General features: G+C 64.9%; 15 protein-coding genes. 10 read left to right on the forward strand and 5 right to left on the reverse strand.

The annotated features are described in order from the left end of the window. Window positions 1–130 precede the first annotated feature (130 nt). From DT069_RS21900 to DT069_RS21920, 5 genes are all read left to right on the forward strand, one after another. Entirely contained in the window at window positions 131–1,351 is a 1,221-nt protein-coding gene (locus tag DT069_RS21900; RefSeq protein ID WP_119462475.1) for an MFS transporter, read from the forward strand. Between the two features lie 186 nt (window positions 1,352–1,537). Then, the gene (locus DT069_RS21905; RefSeq protein ID WP_119462476.1) at window positions 1,538–2,500 is read left to right on the forward strand and encodes a fatty acid desaturase family protein; all 963 of its coding nucleotides are present in this window, start codon (window positions 1,538–1,540) and stop codon (window positions 2,498–2,500) included. Between the two features lie 68 nt (window positions 2,501–2,568). Then, complete coding sequence (locus tag DT069_RS21910) at window positions 2,569–3,090, forward strand: sigma-70 family RNA polymerase sigma factor (protein ID WP_119462477.1); 522 nt, start codon at window positions 2,569–2,571, stop codon at window positions 3,088–3,090. Next, entirely contained in the window at window positions 3,087–3,863 is a 777-nt protein-coding gene (locus DT069_RS21915; RefSeq protein WP_119462478.1) for an anti-sigma factor family protein, read from the forward strand. Before DT069_RS21910 ends, DT069_RS21915 begins: the two co-directional genes overlap by 4 nt. 53 nt (window positions 3,864–3,916) lie before the next feature. Further along, window positions 3,917–4,393, forward strand: a complete 477-nt coding sequence (locus tag DT069_RS21920; protein ID WP_162913352.1) for a hypothetical protein — start codon at window positions 3,917–3,919, stop codon at window positions 4,391–4,393. Here DT069_RS21920 and DT069_RS21925 read toward each other — a convergent pair. After that, entirely contained in the window at window positions 4,386–4,664 is a 279-nt protein-coding gene (locus DT069_RS21925; protein WP_119462480.1) for a hypothetical protein, read from the reverse strand. The genes DT069_RS21920 and DT069_RS21925 overlap by 8 nt on opposite strands. 408 nt (window positions 4,665–5,072) lie before the next feature. On the opposite strand from DT069_RS21925, the gene DT069_RS21930 reads away from it, so the two are divergent. Then, window positions 5,073–7,088, forward strand: coding sequence for a CocE/NonD family hydrolase (locus tag DT069_RS21930; protein ID WP_119462481.1), 2,016 nt, complete (start codon window positions 5,073–5,075; stop codon window positions 7,086–7,088). 73 nt (window positions 7,089–7,161) lie between these two features. On the opposite strand, the gene DT069_RS21935 is transcribed toward DT069_RS21930, so the two are convergent. From DT069_RS21935 to DT069_RS21950, 4 genes are all read right to left on the reverse strand, one after another. Further along, window positions 7,162–8,787, reverse strand: coding sequence for an ABC transporter ATP-binding protein (locus DT069_RS21935; protein WP_119462482.1), 1,626 nt, complete (start codon window positions 8,785–8,787; stop codon window positions 7,162–7,164). 5 nt (window positions 8,788–8,792) lie between these two features. Continuing rightward, window positions 8,793–9,620, reverse strand: a complete 828-nt coding sequence (locus tag DT069_RS21940) for an ABC transporter permease (RefSeq protein ID WP_119462483.1) — start codon at window positions 9,618–9,620, stop codon at window positions 8,793–8,795. A 13-nt stretch (window positions 9,621–9,633) separates the two neighbouring features. After that, on the reverse strand, window positions 9,634–10,614 hold the full coding sequence (locus tag DT069_RS21945; RefSeq protein WP_425450460.1) for an ABC transporter permease: 981 nt from the start codon (window positions 10,612–10,614) through the stop codon (window positions 9,634–9,636). 96 nt (window positions 10,615–10,710) lie between these two features. Then, entirely contained in the window at window positions 10,711–12,321 is a 1,611-nt protein-coding gene (locus tag DT069_RS21950; RefSeq protein WP_119462485.1) for an ABC transporter substrate-binding protein, read from the reverse strand. A gap of 355 nt (window positions 12,322–12,676) precedes the next feature. Here DT069_RS21950 and DT069_RS21955 point away from each other — a divergent pair, with 355 nt between their 5' ends. From DT069_RS21955 to DT069_RS21970, 4 genes are read left to right on the forward strand one after another with little or no spacing between them, the layout of a single operon-like run. After that, on the forward strand, window positions 12,677–13,621 hold the full coding sequence (locus DT069_RS21955; RefSeq protein ID WP_119462486.1) for an ABC transporter permease: 945 nt from the start codon (window positions 12,677–12,679) through the stop codon (window positions 13,619–13,621). Then, on the forward strand, window positions 13,608–14,504 hold the full coding sequence (locus DT069_RS21960; RefSeq protein ID WP_425450461.1) for an ABC transporter permease: 897 nt from the start codon (window positions 13,608–13,610) through the stop codon (window positions 14,502–14,504). Before DT069_RS21955 ends, DT069_RS21960 begins: the two co-directional genes overlap by 14 nt. Before the next feature lie 4 nt (window positions 14,505–14,508). After that, the gene (locus tag DT069_RS21965; protein WP_119462487.1) at window positions 14,509–15,528 is read left to right on the forward strand and encodes an ABC transporter ATP-binding protein; all 1,020 of its coding nucleotides are present in this window, start codon (window positions 14,509–14,511) and stop codon (window positions 15,526–15,528) included. Further along, entirely contained in the window at window positions 15,525–16,514 is a 990-nt protein-coding gene (locus DT069_RS21970) for an ABC transporter ATP-binding protein (protein WP_119462488.1), read from the forward strand. Before DT069_RS21965 ends, DT069_RS21970 begins: the two co-directional genes overlap by 4 nt. Window positions 16,515–16,607 lie beyond the last annotated feature (93 nt).

Below are 16,607 nucleotides of genomic sequence, written 5' to 3' on the forward strand. Positions count from 1 at the left end.
CGCCCTGGGCCGCAAGCCTCGCCGCGCTCGCCGCCGCGCTCAGCGCCACCGCCGGCGTCCTGATCGAGCGCTGGCTGTTCTTCGCCGAGGCCAAGCACACCGTCACCCTCTATTACGGCGCGTCGAGCGCATGAGCGCCGAGGTGGCGCCCGCCGGCACGCTTACGCCGAGACAGCGTCGCCTCAGCCTGATCGCCGTCATCGCCTCGATGACCGTGATCAGCCTGATCTACGGCCTCTCGGTGCCGCTCTTGTCGCTGGCGCTCGACCGGCAGGGCGTGGGCAGCGTTCTGATCGGCCTGAACACGGCGGTGCAGCCGCTCGCCACCCTGGCGATGGCGCCCGTCGCGCCCTGGATCGTCGCCCGGCTGGGCCCGGCGCACACGATGATCTATGCGACGATTGGCTCCGCGGCGATCTTCCTGCTCTTCCCCACCATTCCCGACCTCTTCGTCTGGTTCCCGCTCCGGTTTCTGCTCGGCTGCGTCAGCTGCTTCTTCTGGATCGTCGGCGAGGCCTGGGTGAATCAGATGGCGACCGAGCGCAACCGCGGCCGCATCGTCTCGATCTATGCGGCGGCCGGCGCCGGCGGCACGGCGTTGGGGCCATTGCTGCTGACGCTTACCGGCACCGAGGGGTGGATGCCCTTCCTCGCCGCCGCGGCGCTGATCACCCTGTCGGGCACGCCGCTGCTGTTGGCGACCAAGCTTGCGCCCCGGCTGGAAGGCCGCCCTTCGGCCCGGCTGCACCTGTTCCTCATGCTGGCGCCCTTGGCGATGATTCTGAACCTCGTCCACGGCGCGTCGATCGAAATCTTCCTGACATTCTTCCCGCTCTACGGCCTGCGGCTCGGCCTGGGCGAGGCTGCGCCACTTTATCTGCTCACGATCTTGCTGCTCGGCGGCATCGTCCTGCAGGTCCCGCTTGGCTGGCTCGCCGATCATATGGACCGCCGGCTGCTGGTCAGCCTCTCGATCCTGTTCGTGATCGCCTGCCTCCTCGCCATGCCCGTCATCCTTCCCGTGCCCGGCTGGAACTGGGTGTTCATGTTCGTCTATGGTGGCGTGTTCAGCGCACTCTACGGCTTTGCCATCATGCTGCTCGGCGAGCGCTTCCGCGGCACCGATCTCGTCTATGCCGCGACCGTCTTCAATGTGATGTGGAGCGTCGGCAGCACGGCCGGCCCCGCCATCGGCGGCGTCGGCATGCGGCTGTGGGACCCGCATGGGATGATCGTGGTGCTGGTCGTTCTGTGGCTGCTCTATCTACCGATACCGATCATCAGCCACATTCGGCGACGTCGCGCCGGGTCTGTGCCCGACCGTCACCCGGAGTTGCAGAAGCAAGAATAGGTTAATACTTTGCGATTGCGGTGCCTCAGCACGGCTAAAAAATAAAGTACATTCGGAGCGGGACTAAAGGCTCGAGAGCCGCGTTTTTAAAGCGCACTCCCGTTCTCCGGATCATTTCCACGCTGAAGTCGCATTTTGTCCCCAAAAACCAAGTCTTCTATTCACCCCCACCACCTGACGGGGTCGATGGGGCCCATTGCCTCGAGCGGAGCCGAGTCCCAGGCCGTCAATCTCGGCCTGGGAGGCCTTCTCTGCCTCATCCAACTCTACCAGCTCTTCATCCTTCCAATCGGCCTGCTCCCCGAAAACGGCCTGTGGGGCCTGACGGTCCTGCCGCTGCTGTTTGCGACGACATCCTATTGGGCACTACTCCATGAGGCCTTCCACCGGCTTCTGCACCCGAATCCAGCTGTGAATGACCGGGTCGGCCGCACCATGGCCATCTTGTTCGGCGCACCCTATCGGGTCCTGCGGATCGGGCATCTAACGCATCACCGGCTGAACGGCATGGCCTGCGATCGGCCGGAAGCCTTCGATCCGACACGGCGCTCGCGCGGTGCCGCGGCGGCTCTTTTTTATCCCAGGCTCCTGTTCGGACTTTATCTTGCCGAGCTGTTCAGCAGCCTCCAGGCCTTTCTGCCCCGGGCGCTCGCGGAACGGCTCGTGCGCCGCATCTTCTACGACGGGGATCCCCAAGCTCGCGGCACCGCCGACATGGCGGTCCGCCGTATCGTCGGCAGCGGCGGGCTTAGCGAGGTGCGCGCGGATTCAGCCGCAATCATCGCCGTCTATGGCTCCGCCTTCTATTGTTATGGAGAGAACTGGCCCTGGCTTATTGCGGTGATCCTAGGTCGTGGCGTGGCCATATCCGTCATGGACAACGCGTTCCATTATGGCGCACCCCTCGGAGATAGCCGCCAAGCCTACAATCTACGTTTGCCAGACTTGGCCTCGCGATTGATCCTGAATTTCAACCTTCATCGCATCCATCACTGCCATCCGAACCTATCCTGGCGAGCCTTGCCCGCGATGCTCGACGCCCGGAGCGACGGCTATGATGAAAATCTCTCGAAGGCTTTGCTGCGACAGTTCCGCGGCCCGATCCCGCTGGACCGCCTGAAAGACGAATACCCGCAGGCCTCCCGATGAGGATTAAGATGGCGTCCGAAACGTTATCGAGGGGGCTCAAGCTTAGCGCAGCGCGTCGAGGATAGTTCGTGACAAAGAACGCTCTCATCCAGGAATTGACCAATCATATCGTCAGCCTTCGGCGTTACGCCCTGGTCTTGACGCGCGACCGCCAGGATGCCGAGGATCTGGTCCAGGAAAGCCTGATGCGGGCGATCGCCGCAGTGGATAGCTGGCGTCGTGGCTCGGATCTTCGCGCCTGGCTGTTCCGGATCATGCACAACCTGCATATCAGCAACATGCGCCGGCTCCAGGTTCGCGGAAGCCACAAACAGGGCGGCTCTTCCGCCGAAGCGGCGGAAGAGCCGTCGCAGATGCTGCGGATCGAAGTCCGAAATGTCCTGGCGGCGCTGGCCGAGCTTCCTGAAGCACAGCGCCAAGCGATCACGCTGATCGCGATCGAGGATCTGAGGTACGAGGAAGCGGCGAAGATCCTCGACATTCCCATGGGCACACTGATGTCGCGCCTGGCACGCGGGCGCGAAGCATTGCGGCAGAGCATGGATGGCCGGAAGACACCGACACTTCATGTGATCCGGAGCTCAAGATGACGCATAAAATCGAGGAATCCGATCTTCACGCCTTCGTCGACGATCGGCTCGACGATGCGCGGGCGGAAGCCGTGATGACCTACCTTGAAGCGAATCCGCAGGAGATGACGCGAGTTCGGGAGTTCATGGAGCAAAAGCAGCTCCTTCTCGAAGGTCTCGACGCGATCGCCGCGACTGCAGCCAACTCCTACACGGATCAACTGCGCGACCGCCTTGCCGGGAAGCTGGCAGGGCGGCCTAGCTTCGTCTGGCTGCGGACAGCGGCGGCCGTAGCGTTGCTGATCGGCTCCGGTTGGCTGGCCCACATGATGTACCAGACGCATGTCGAGGAGGAAATTCCCAATCTCGTCGAAGATGCGGCACAGGTGCATCAGATCTTCGCAGCCGACCAGAATCGCGCCGTTGAGATTCCGGGATCGGATAGGAACGAACTCGTCACGTCCTTTGCCGTTCATCTCGGCGAGCCCGTGAGCCTGCCGGATCTGTCCCCTATCGGCCTAGCTCTTGTGGGGGGGCGCCTGCTTGGAACCGAGGAAGGTCCGTTGGCGCAGCTAATATATGAAGACGGGAGCGGCCGGCGGCTCACGCTGTGCATGGCGGTCCAGGATACCGAGGCGGGCACCGAGGTTCATCTGGTCGAAGTGGATGGCCTCAACGCAGGTTATTGGCAGAATGGCGATCTGACCTATGCCGTCGTCGCCGAAACGGCGCCGGAGCAGCTTCTATCCATTGTCGCCGAGATCAGCGAGCAGAAACCTTCAGGCCATCTTTGAGCCTGTCTCCGGACCCGGTCGGCTCAACGCTCCATCCAACCGTGGCAACGCACGTGAAATTTCGGCTTGCCCGCTCGTTGGCCATTGTTTCGCTTTGCTCCATCGCAAGCGGCGCAGCCGGCTATCTCTATGGCGTGCGAAGCACGGAACCGCACCTCACGGTCGTGACGACCACCGCCTGCGGCGTGCCGGCGAGCACCAGCAGCTTCGCCATACCCATGCAGCTGCTCACCGCCACGATCCCGGCGCGTCCCGTGACGATCGGCCCGGTCGAGGTTCCCGGAGTGGTGAATAGCGTCTCCCTCAGATTCGATCCGACGATCGACGGCCGAAGCACAGAGGTAAGGCAAGTCGAGAACACGATTCATCTTCCGCTGATCTTCGGCCGCGCCGCTGCCCATCCCAACCGGATCAGGCTGATATGCCGCGATGGTCGGGTCGCGACGGTGCGTTACCGGCTCGACGTCCGCGAGCAGACAACCTTTCGGGTGATCGACTCGGCTCCGGAGTCCGGCCGGCGGGTCAGATAGAGGCGGGAACGGCTCCGTTGCGCCGCGTTGCCCGAAGGGCCGTCTTCGGCGACTTCGTGTGACGCTTGCGCGGCAGGTCAGGCCTCTCGATCAGCCGTAATGCACCTTCCCTGACCACTTCCGGGCAGAGGCCCGCGAGATCGCACACATCGCAGAAATCGCTGTTCGCTTCGTCGAACCAAGCGATGGCCGTCTGCCGGACCCGCTCCCGCTCACCCTTCTCGGCATAGGCGATGCGGCCCGACGCCTCGTAGAGGGTGTGAATGATCACAGCGCACCAGAGCTGGCGCTCGCGCGACAGACCCGGTTCGCCACCGCCATCATCTCGCCGTGCGATCCTTGCTCCCGACTGCAACGGGTCGGCGATGGAGATGGTCGTTCGAGCGGTAAACGCGCGTCCCGGTAAGGCTATCGCTTGCGCAACACTGAAAAACTTTGACGTTTCCAAGATCCCCCCGTCTGCGTCTATTTCTGCGCTTACCCTTAATTCGGCGGCAGCTTTCCGGGATAACGCATGACGTCGACGTTTAATCCCGCCTCTCGCTTGCAGCGTTGCCGTCGCCGAAGCTACTCTGCCGGCCAACATGCAGTGCAACCCGCCAGATTGGTTGTGAATCACAAAGGCACCGAGAGCAGGCCAATCTCTTCAGGTCTTTGTTATGAGTCTCCCGGAGGAAGAATGAGAATCGTCGACAAGTTCCCCCGCAGGGTGCGGGAGATCGAGAACACGTTCATCGAGATGTCCGACGGCTGCCGGCTTGCGGCGCGGATCTGGTTGCCGGAGGATGCCGAGCAGGACCCGGTTCCGGCGATCCTCGAATATCTGCCCTATCGCAAGCGCGACGGCACGGTCGAGCGGGATCAGCTCACCCAACCCTATTTCGCCGGCCATGGCTATGCCGGCGTGCGCGTAGACATGCGCGGCTCGGGCGAGTCCGACGGCATCCTCGAAGACGAGTATCTGAAGCTGGAGCAGGACGACTGCCTGGAGGTCCTGCGCTGGATCGCGGCACAGCCCTGGTGCAGCGGCGCCGTCGGCATGATTGGGATCTCCTGGGGCGGCTTCAACGGCCTGCAAGTCGCGGCGCGCCGGCCGCCGGAGCTGAAGGCGGTCGTCACCCTCTGCTCGACCGACGACCGTTATGCCGACGACGTGCATTATATGGGCGGCTGCCTGCTGAACGACAATCTCGCCTGGGCCTCGACCATGTTCGCCATTCAGTCGCAGCCGCCCGATCCGGCACTGGTCGGCGAGCGCTGGCGCGAGATGTGGATGCAGCGCCTCGAGGAAGAGCCGCTGCTCGTCGAGAACTGGCTGCGGCATCAGCGTCGGGATGAATTCTGGAAGCATGGCTCGGTCTGCGAGAACTTTGCCGACATCCAGTGCCCGGTCTATGCAGTGGGCGGCTGGGCCGACGGCTATTCCAACGCCATTCCGCGGCTGCTCGAAGGCTTGAACGTGCCGCGCAAGGGGCTGATCGGCCCCTGGGTGCACAAGTACCCGCATTTCGCCAAGCCGGGCCCGGCGATCGGGTTCCTGCAGGAGTGCCTGCGCTGGTGGGACCAGTGGCTGAAGGGCGAGGATACCGGCATCATGGACGAGCCGATGTATCGCGTCTGGATGCAGACGGAGACCGCGCCACAGCCCTCCTACAAGACGCGCCCGGGCCGCTGGGTCGCCGAGCCGTCCTGGCCGTCGGCCGCCATCGAGCCCCGCCGCTTCGCGCTCAATGCCGATGGTCTCGCCGCGGATGCCGCGGCGGAGGCGCCGCTGCTGCTGCGCTCGCCGCAGACCATCGGCCACGGGGCCGGCGCTTGGTGTGCCTACGGCACGGGGTCCGACCAGCCGACGGACCAGCGTGCCGACGACGGCAAGTCACTGTTGTTCGACAGCGCGCCGCTGGACGAGCGGCTGGAGATCCTCGGCGCGCCCGTCGTGACCCTCGACCTTGCCGCCGACCGGCCGAATGCGTTCGTCGCCGTGCGGCTGAACGACGTCGCGCCCGACGGCGCCTCGACCCGCATCAGCTATGGTCTCTTGAACCTGACGCACCGCGATAGCCATGAGCAGCCGACGCAGCTCGAGCCCGGCAAGCGGATCCGCGTCACGATCAAGCTGAACGACATCGCCCACTCCTTCGCGCCCGGCCACCGCATCCGGGTTGCCCTGTCCTCCAGCTACTGGCCGATCGCCTGGCCCTCGCCGGAGCCGGTCACGCTGACACTGTTCGCCGGCGCCAGCAGCCTGGACCTGCCGACGCGGTCGCCGCGCGAGGACGACGCCACGCTGCCGTCCTTCCCCGAGCCCGAGGGCGCGTCGCCGGTGGCACAGACGGTCCTGAGCCCGGGCCGAACCGAGCGGGTTGTCGAGCGGGACATCGCGACCGGTGAGATGCTGTACCGCAATGTGGATCATTCGGGCCGCTATCGGCTCGATGCGATCGGGCTCGAGCTGGAGAACAGCCAGGTCGAGAGCTACCGGATCGGCGAGCACGACCCGAACTCCGCCGTGGTCGACATCGCCTGGAGCATTCTGCTCTGTCGCGGCGATTGGCAGATCCGGACGGAGACCCGCACGGTGATGCGCTCGACCGCGACGGACTTCCTGATCGACGCGACCCTTGACGCCTATGAGGGCGAGACGCGGGTGCTGTCGCGCAACTGGAACCGCCGGGTACCGCGGGACCTGGTGTAGCGCGAAGCCCCCACCCTCCCGCTTCGCGGGTCCCTCCCCCGCAAAGCGGAGGAGGGACGGGGTGGAGGCAAACCTACCCAGCCAAACGCGGCGCGTTCCAGCCCTTTCCGGGCACCGAATCCAGCAGTTCGCGGGTGTAGTCGTGCCGCGGGTCGGCGAAAACCTGCTCCGTCGGCCCGAATTCGACGATCTCGCCGCGGCGCATCACGGCGATGCTGTCGCAGACCTGGGCGGCCACCCGCAGATCGTGGGTAATGAACAGCATGGAGAGATTGAGGCGATCGCGAATATCCGCGAGGAGCTGCAGGACCTGCGCCTGAACCGAGACGTCGAGCGCGGAGACCGGCTCGTCGGCGACCAGGATCTCCGGATCCAGCGCCAGCGCCCGGGCGACGCCGATCCGCTGGCGCTGCCCGCCCGAGAACTCATGCGGGTAGCGTTCGGCGACACGGGCATCGAGGCCGACCAGCTCCAGCAGCTCGTGAACCCGCTCGTAGGCCGCCCGCCTCTCAACGCCATGGATGATCATCCCTTCGGCGATCAGGCGGCCGACCTTGTAGCGCGGGTTCAACGACGCGTAGGGATCCTGGAACACCATCTGAACGCGCTTCCGATAGGGTCGCATCCGCTTGCGCGGGACGGCGAGGATGTCGGTCCCGTCCAGCCTGATCTGACCGCCGTCCGCTTCCGTCAGGCGGGTGATCAGCCGCGCCATCGTGGACTTCCCAGACCCCGATTCGCCGACGACGCCGAGCGTCTCGCCGCGTCGAAGCTTGAGCGCCACATCCTTGACGGCGCGGACATTTCGGCCCTTTCGCGCGAACAGGCCGCCGGAGTGGTAGGCCTTGTTCAACCCCTGGACCTCCAGCAGCACAGGCGCGTCGCCCGCCGGCCGCGGTTTTCGGGGTACCAGGCTGGGCACGGCGGCAATCAGGGACTGGGTATAGGGATGCTGCGGCGCGTTCAGGATCTGCGCGGCCTCGCCCACCTCCACCAGCTCGCCCATCCGCATCACCGCGATCCGGTCGGCGATCTCCGCCACCACGCCGAAATCATGGGTGATGAACAGGATGCCCGTGTGATGCTTCGCCTGCAGGGTCTTCAGGAGACTCAGAATCTGCGCCTGGGTGGTCACGTCGAGCGCAGTCGTCGGCTCGTCGGCGATGACGATCTTGGGCTCGAGCAGCAGCGCCATCGCGATCATGGCGCGCTGGCGCTGCCCACCCGACAGCTGATGCGGATAGGCGCCGAAGATGGCGGCCGGATCGGGCAGCTGGACGTCCCGGAGCAACTCGACGATACGCTCAACACGCTGCTTCCGGCTCAGCTTGGTATGGACCTGGATCACCTCGTCGATCTGGTTGCCGATCGTCATGAGCGGGTTCAGGGCGGTCATGGGCTCCTGGAAAATCATCGAGATTTCGCTGCCACGGATCTGGCGCATCCGCGCCGCGGAGACGGACCGCAGATCCTCGTCGCCAAATCGGATATGCCCGCCGCTGATGCGTACATGCGGCGACGGCATCAGCCCCACGATGGCGCGCGCGGTCAGCGACTTGCCCGAACCGGACTCGCCGACCAAACACAGGATCTCATTCGGCTCGAGCCGCAGGCTCACCCCCTCGACCGCATGAGTCCGGTCGCTGCCGGCGGGGAGCGACACCTGCAGATCCCTGATCTCGAGGATGGGAGAGCCCATGCCCGTCACCGGTTCCGCAGCCGCGGGTTGAAGGCGTCGTTCAGCCCTTCGCCCACCAGATTGATCGCCAGCACGGTCAGCAGGATCGCGATGCCGGGAAAGGCGCAGACCCACCATGCCGAGCGAAGCACGGTTCGCCCCGCCCCGACCATGAAGCCCCAGCTCATCACATTGGGATCGCCGAGACCGAGGAACGAAAGTCCGGACTCGATCAGGATCGCCGTCGCCACCATCAGCGAGCCGGTCACGATGATCGGAGAGAGGCAGTTCGGAAGAATCTGCAACGTGATGATCCGCCAGTCGCTCATGCCAACGCCGACACAGGCCTCGACGAACTCCCGCTTGCGCAGCGCCAGGAACTCGCCGCGCACCAGCCGCGCCACGGTCGGCCAGGAGACGACGGCGATCGCGATGACGATGCTTTCGATGGAGGGTGTCATGATCGCGACCAGCAGGATCGCGAACAGGAAGGATGGTATCGTCTGAAACAGCTCGGTGAGCCGCATCAGTGCGTCGTCGATCCAGCCGCCATAGTAGCCGGCCGCGGCGCCGATCAATATGCCGATCAGCATCGCCACGAGCGTCGCGAAGAGGCCGATCAGCAGCGAGACCTTCGCCCCATGCGCGATGCCGGCCGCCACGTTCCTCCCGAGGATGTCGGTGCCGAGCAGGAAACCCTCGAACGGCTCGACCATGGGAAGGCCGACGAGGCTGAAGGGGTCCTCTGGATAGAGGATCGGCGCCAGGATCGCGAGCAGGATGACCGCGATCAGGATGAGGAGGCCGGCGACCGCCGACCGGTTGCGGCTGAATCGCTTCCAGAACTCCTTCATGCGCCTGCTCCGGTCACCGCATTTCGATGCGGGGGTCGAGAAACGAATAGACAATGTCCACGATCAGATTCACGATCACCACCAGGCACGCCGACAGGAAGAAGATTCCGAGCAGCAGGTTCAGGTCCCGGGCGAAGAGCGCCTTGAAGGCGAGCATGCCGAGGCCCGGCCAGCCGAACACGGATTCCACGATCACCGAGCCGCCGATCAGGCTGCCGACCTGAACGCCGGCCATGGTCAGGACCGGAAGCAGCGCGTTGCGCAGGATATGCTTGAAGGTGATGCGCCGCTCGGTCAGCCCCTTGGCGCGTGCCGTCGTCACATAGTCCATGCCGGACTGCTCCAGCATCGAGGCGCGCATCAGCCGCGTATAGAGCGCGAGATAGAACAAGGAAAGCGTGATCGTCGGCAGCACCAGATGGTGCGCGATGTCGAGGACCCGGTCCCAGCCTTCATAGAAGGCACCGATCGTCTCCATCCCGCTGGTCGGGAACCAGCCGAGATTGATTGAGAAGACGACGATCAGCATCAGCCCGACCCAGAACAGCGGCGTCGCGTAGGAGACCAGGGCGAAGATCGAGATCAAATTGTCCCGCCAGCTGTTGAGCCCCATCGCGGCGAACAGGCCGAGCAGCACGCCGACCCCGACCGCCAGCAGGATCGTCGACACCATCAGCAGGAGGGTCGGCATCAGCCGGTCGAGGATCAGGTCCAGCACCGGCATGTTGTTCCGGAAGGAATAGCCGAGGTCGAGCTGGACGATGTTCTTTACATAAGCAAGCAGTTGGATGTGGAGTGGTTCGTCGAGGCCGAACTTCGCGCGAAGCTGCGCCATATATTCGGGCGTGGCCGACCCGGCCTCGCCCGCCAGGACGTCGGCAGCATCGCCTTCCGGCAGTTGCAGGAGAAGGAAGTTGAGGACGATGATCGCCAGGATGATCGGGATCGCCTGCAGCAGCCGCCGGGCCACATAGCGCAATCTGTTGGCGGCCATGCTCATCGATTCGGGGCCTCGCCTTTCCGATCGCGGGAAGAAGGATGGGCGCCGTCCACGAGAACGAGGTCTTCGAGACGGCGCCAGTTCACAACCCTACTCGTCCAGCCAGGCCCTGTCGAACGAGGCGTAGACTCCGAGCGGACTGATGATCGCGTCCTTGAGATTCGTGTCATAGACGTTCGTGAAGCCGATCTCGAACAGCGTTATGACCGGCACGTCCTCGACCAGAATCCGCTGGATCTCATCATAAAGGGCGGACCGCTTCTCCGGATCCCGTTCCGTCGCCGCCTGCTCGAACAGCTTGTCGATCTCCGGGTTGCTGTACCGGCTGCCATTGACGAAGACCGTGCCTGGCCGGATCTGCGACGTCAGATATTGACGGTGGACGCCGAGCACCGGGTCGGCCAGCTGGTAGAAGAAGTTCAGGTTCATGTCGAAATCGTAATCGGTGTAGATGCGCTTCAGCCATGTCGGCACATCCTCGTAGCGCAGCGTGACATCGATGCCGACTTCGCCCAGGGCCTGCTTGATATATTCACCCGTGCGGCGCCACTCCTCTCCGTAGGGAAGGATGTCGTGGACGATCTCGAAGCGCACGCCGTCCGGGCCGCGCGGATACCCCGCCTCGTCGAGTAGCGCGTTCGCTTTCTCGATCCGGTCCTTCGTCGCATAGTCCTTCACCTCGTCGGTATAGAACCCGGCAACTTCGAAGTTCGAGCTGATCGGGCCGGTCGCTGGCTTGCCGAAGCCGAAGAAGATGTTTTCGATGATGAAGTTACGGTCGATGGCATAGGAGACGGCCTGACGGACCTTCTTCTTGTCGAAGGGCGGCTGGGTCGTGTTGAGCTCGAGCAGCGCCATCGGGTTGATCATCGAGTACCCGTCGGTGCCGACCTCGATAGTGTCCATCTCCTGCAACCGCACGACGTCGATGTTCGGGATCGCGCTGAACCCCGCGAAATGGACTTCGCCGCTTTCCATCGCCGCGGTGCGGGTCGACGCGTCGGGGATGAACCGGGCGGCGATCCGGTCGAGATAGGGCAGGCCCTCCTTCCAATAATCCTCGTTCTTGTCGAGGCGGATATACTGGCCCCGTTCCCACTCCACGAACTTGAAGGGACCCGTCCCGATCGGCTCGTTGGCATATTCGCTGTTGCGCAGGTCGGTGCCCTCGAACAGGTGCTTCGGAAGGATCGGCGACTCGTAGCCGGAGAGCGCCCTGATCATGTAGGGTGCCGGATTCGCAAGCTTGAAGACCACCGTGTGCTCGTCCGGTGTTTCGACCGCGGTGAGTTCCTTGAAGGTAATCGCCGCGCGCGGATGGACCTTCTTCAACACCTCCATGAAGGTGAACTGCACGTCCTCGCTGGTGAAGGGCTCACCGTCATGGAATGTCACGCCTTCGCGCAGGTGAAAGGTGATCGTCTTGCCATCCTCGCTGACCTCCCAGGATTCGGCCAGGCTGGGGAGCGGGTTGAGGTTGAAATCATATTCGAGAAGGCCGTCATAGACCTTCGCCGAGACCTGCCCGATCGGCCCGGAGGTGGAAAGATAGGAGGCCAAGGACGGCGGCTCCGGCTGAACCACCATGATGAGCGTGCCGCCGGATTCCTGCGCGCCGGCGCCCTGAGGCCCGGCCATGACCGCCGCCACCGCGGCGACGCCGAACAATCGGGTCATGATCTTGAGAAAGCGACTTCGCATCCTGACCTGCTCCCTGTCTGTTCATCCCCCCTTGCGACGAAGGGAATCCTTCAACTAGAACACAGGCAACTAGAACACGGGCGATCGATGGTGAGCAAGGCAGCCGGTCGGGCTGGCCCCATGCTCTCGTCGAAATTGGCCCCATTCGAGACCCGGACTCGTTCTCGTCCCGGTCGGCGGGCGGCAACCCCGGCGCATATTTGCGCTTTCACTGCGGCGACGGCTTTGCTCTAATGCCGCGAACAATCAAGAACAAACCCCTCCGAAGGAGGCTTTCGAGCTTGGCAGCGATTTCCGACCGTCGTCCGTTGCGCCGTTCAGCGCGACGGGCGGGCGGTATATCAATTCATCAGGCATGCTGATCTACGCACTTCAACGAATTGGCCTGGCGATGCTGATCTGCGTCGTCGCGATGACGGTCCTGTTCAGCATCGCCTACGTGATTCCAGGCGATCCGGCGAGCATCACGCTCGGGCCGCGCGCCACGCCGGAGATGAGAGAGGCCCTGCGCGAGCGCATGGGTCTCGACCAGCCGCTGCCGATCCAGCTCGTCAACTTCTTCGGCAACGTGCTGACCGGCGATCTCGGTGTCGACGTCTGGAGCAAGCGTCCCGTCACCACCATCGTCTTCGACGCCCTGCCCTACACCTTGGCGCTCGCCGCCGCCGGCCTCGGCTGGGCCATCCTGCTCGGAATTCCCCTTGGCTGCTATTCGGCGATCCGCCGCAATACGCTGATCGACAAGCTGACGGGCGTCATCTCGGTCGGCGCGATCTCGGTGCCGTCCTTCGTCGTCGCGATCTACGGCATCCTGATCTTCGCTGTCGGGCTTCGATGGCTGCCGGCGCTGGGCGCCGGCGCCGAGGGCGACCTGCTCGATCAGCTCTGGCATCTCATTCTCCCGGCCTTCGCCATCGGCCTCGGCTGGGTCGGCTACCTGGCGCGCCTCGTGCGCGCCTCGATGCTGGAGGTGATGAGCGAGAACCATGTCCGCACCGCCCGCGCCTTTGGCCTGCCGGAGCGGATGATCGTCTTCCGCTACGCGCTTCGGATCGCCGTGCTGCCGACGGTGACCCTGCTCGGCATCGCCTATGGCGGCCTGCTCTCCAACGCGGTCTTCGTCGAGTTCGTCTTCAACCGCCCCGGCATCGGCCAGCTTGCCGTCGCCGCGGTGAACACGCGCAACTACCCGGTCATGATGGGGGCGACGCTCACAACCGTGTTCCTGTTCGCCATCTGCACGATGATCGCCGACCTCATCGTCGCCCTGCTGGATCCCCGTGTCCGTGCCAGCCTCTGACCCGATCGCCAGTGCGGCGTTGCCGGCGGGCACCGCGGCGCCGCGCGGCGCCGGAGTCTTCCGGCAGATCGCCCGCGACCCGATGGGGCTGCTGGGGCTCACGCTGGCGACGCTGCTCGTCGTCACCGGCCTGTTCGCCGATTGGCTGGCGCCCTACGATCCGATAGGGATCGATGTGCGCAACCGCTTCGCCGACCCGTCCTGGGCGCATCCGCTGGGCACCGACAATCTCGGCCGCGACCTGCTCTCGCGCGTGATCGCCGGCAGCCAGATCGCGCTGATCGTCGCCTTCTGCACCACTTTCCTGGCGATGATCGGCGGCCTCGTGCTCGGGCTCATCGCCGGCTATGGGCCGCGCTGGCTCGATAACACCCTGCTGCTGCTGTTCGATTCGATCTATTCCTTCCCCTACATCATGCTGGCGCTGGCGGTGATTACGCTGTTCGGCTCCAGCTTCTTCATCGTCATTCTGGTGATCGCGGTCACGACGCTCCCGGCTTATGCGCGCCTCGTCCGCACCTCGACGCTCGGCATCAAGAATTCCGAGTTCGTACTCGCCGAGCGCTCGCTGGGCGCTCGGGCGCCGCGTATCCTGTTCCGCCACATCATGCCGAACATCCTGGGGCCGCTGCTGATCATCGTCAGCATGGATATCCCGGTGGTCATCACCGTCGAGGCGGGCTTGAGCTTCCTCGGCCTCGGCGTGCCGCCGCCGGCGCCGAGTTGGGGCCGCATCCTGAACGAGGGCTACAGCTTCATCCGCCAGAGTTACTGGATCGTGATCGCCGGCGGCCTGCCGCTGATCCTGGCGACGCTCGGATTCACCTTCCTCGGCGAATCCTTGCGCGACATCTTCGATCCCAAGCTGCGGAAGCGGGGCTGACGCCATGGCCGCCGTGCACCCCGTCATCGCCCCGGAGGCCCGCGCCGACGCGGTCCTCGACGTCCGCGACCTCAGCATCGACTTCGCGACGCCGCGCGGCCCGGTGCATGCGCTGCGCGAGGTCAACCTGACCGTGCCCCGCGGAAGCGTGGTCGGCGTGGTCGGCGAAAGCGGCTCGGGCAAGACGACGCTGATCTCGGCGGCGATGCGCCTCCTCCCCGACAATGCCGAACTGCGCGGCGGCGCCGTGCTGTTCGAGGGCGAGGACGTGCTTCGCATGAGCCCGCAGGCGCTGCGGAACCTGCGCGGGCAGCGAATCTCGATGGTCTTTCAGGACCCGATGACGGCGCTCAACCCGGTTCTGTCGATCGGCCAGCAGATGGTCGACATCCAGTATCGCGACCGCGGTCTCGGCCGTGCGGCGAAGAAGCGCAAGGCGGCCGAGCTGCTGCGCCGCGTCGGCATTCCCGATCCGATGCAGCGGCTGGGCAACTATCCGCATGAATTCTCCGGCGGCATGCGCCAGCGCATCGCCATCGCCATGGCGCTTCTGGGCAACCCGGAGCTGCTGATCGCGGACGAGCCGACGACGGCGCTCGACGTCACCATGGAGGCGCAGATCATCCATCTGCTGCGCGAGCTTCAGCAGGACTATCAAAGCTCGATCCTGTTCATCTCGCACAATCTCGGCCTGATCGCCGAGCTCTGCGACTACGTCGTGATCCTCTACGCCGGCACCGTCGTCGAGCAGGGCACGGTGCGGGACGTCTTTCACCGGCCGCAGCACCCCTATACCGAGGCGCTGCTGGTCTGCGACCCGGCGCTCCTGCAGGACGTGACTCGCGAGCTGCCGACGATTCCCGGCGACGTGCCCGACCTCGTCAATCTGCCTCGGGGCTGCATCTTCGCCGAACGCTGCCCCAGGGTCTTCGAGCGCTGCCGCGCGGAGGACCCCGCCACCCGCTGGGTCAGCGCCGGCCATGCAGCGCGCTGCCATCTGGCGAGTCCCCTGGAGCGCTCATGACGGTTCTCCTCGACGTCAAGGATCTGCGCGTGCGCTTCCGTACGCTGGGGGCAATCCGGGCGAAGCTGGCCGGGGTCGCCGACCCGTTCCTCGACGCCGTGCTCGACGTCTCCTTCCAGCTCCGCGCCGGCACGACCTTCGGCCTAGTCGGCGAAAGCGGCTCGGGCAAGAGCACGTTGGGCCGGGCGATCCTGGGGCTGACGCCGATCGAGAGCGGGACGATCCGGTTCGACGGAATGGCGCCGATGGGCCTTTCCGGTTCGGCGCTTTCCGCCTATCGCCGGAACGCGGCGATGATGTTCCAGGACCCGGTGGCGAGCCTCAGCCCGCGGCTGACGGTGAAGGCGCTGATCACTGAGCCGTTCGTGATCCACGGGCTCAAGGATCGCGACCTCGACGCCGAGGCGCGCCGCCTCCTCGACATGGTCGGGCTGCCGGCGAACTTCGCCGGGCGCTATCCGCATCAGCTTTCCGGCGGCCAGGCGCGCCGGGTCGGCGTCGCCCGCGCGTTGGCGCTCGAGCCGAAGCTGATCATCGCCGACGAGCCGACCGCGGGCCTCGACGTCTCGGTGCAGGGCGAGATCCTGAATTTGATGGCGCGGCTGCAGCGCGAGCTGGGGCTGACCTATCTGATCATCACCCACAACCTCGCCGTGGTGCGCCATATCTGCGACGAGATGGCGATCATGTATATGGGCCGCTTCGTCGAGTGCGGCCCGACGGCCGAGATCTTCGCCAATCCGGGCCATCCCTACACGCACGGCCTTCTGGCCGCACAGCCGCACCCCGACCCTGACCGGCGGCGCCAGGACGTCGAGCTCAAGGGCGAGGTGCCGAGCCTGGCGCGCCGCCCCTCCGGCTGCGAGTTCCACACCCGCTGTCCCAGGGCGAAAGAGCGCTGCAGTACCGAGCGGCCGGAGCCGCGCGAGATTGTCCCGGGGCAGACGCTGCGGTGCCATTACCCGCTTCTCGATCCGGCTGCCTAAACAATTCGGCCATAGTGGCCGGACTCTGAAAGGGTAAGGCAGCGATTCGAAAAAGCCCGTACCGCCAGTTTATTTGAGGTAGTGTCTCAGTTT

Source organism: Virgifigura deserti, assembly GCA_003576685.1.
GTDB classification, from domain to species: Bacteria; Pseudomonadota; Alphaproteobacteria; order Dongiales; family Dongiaceae; genus Virgifigura; species Virgifigura deserti.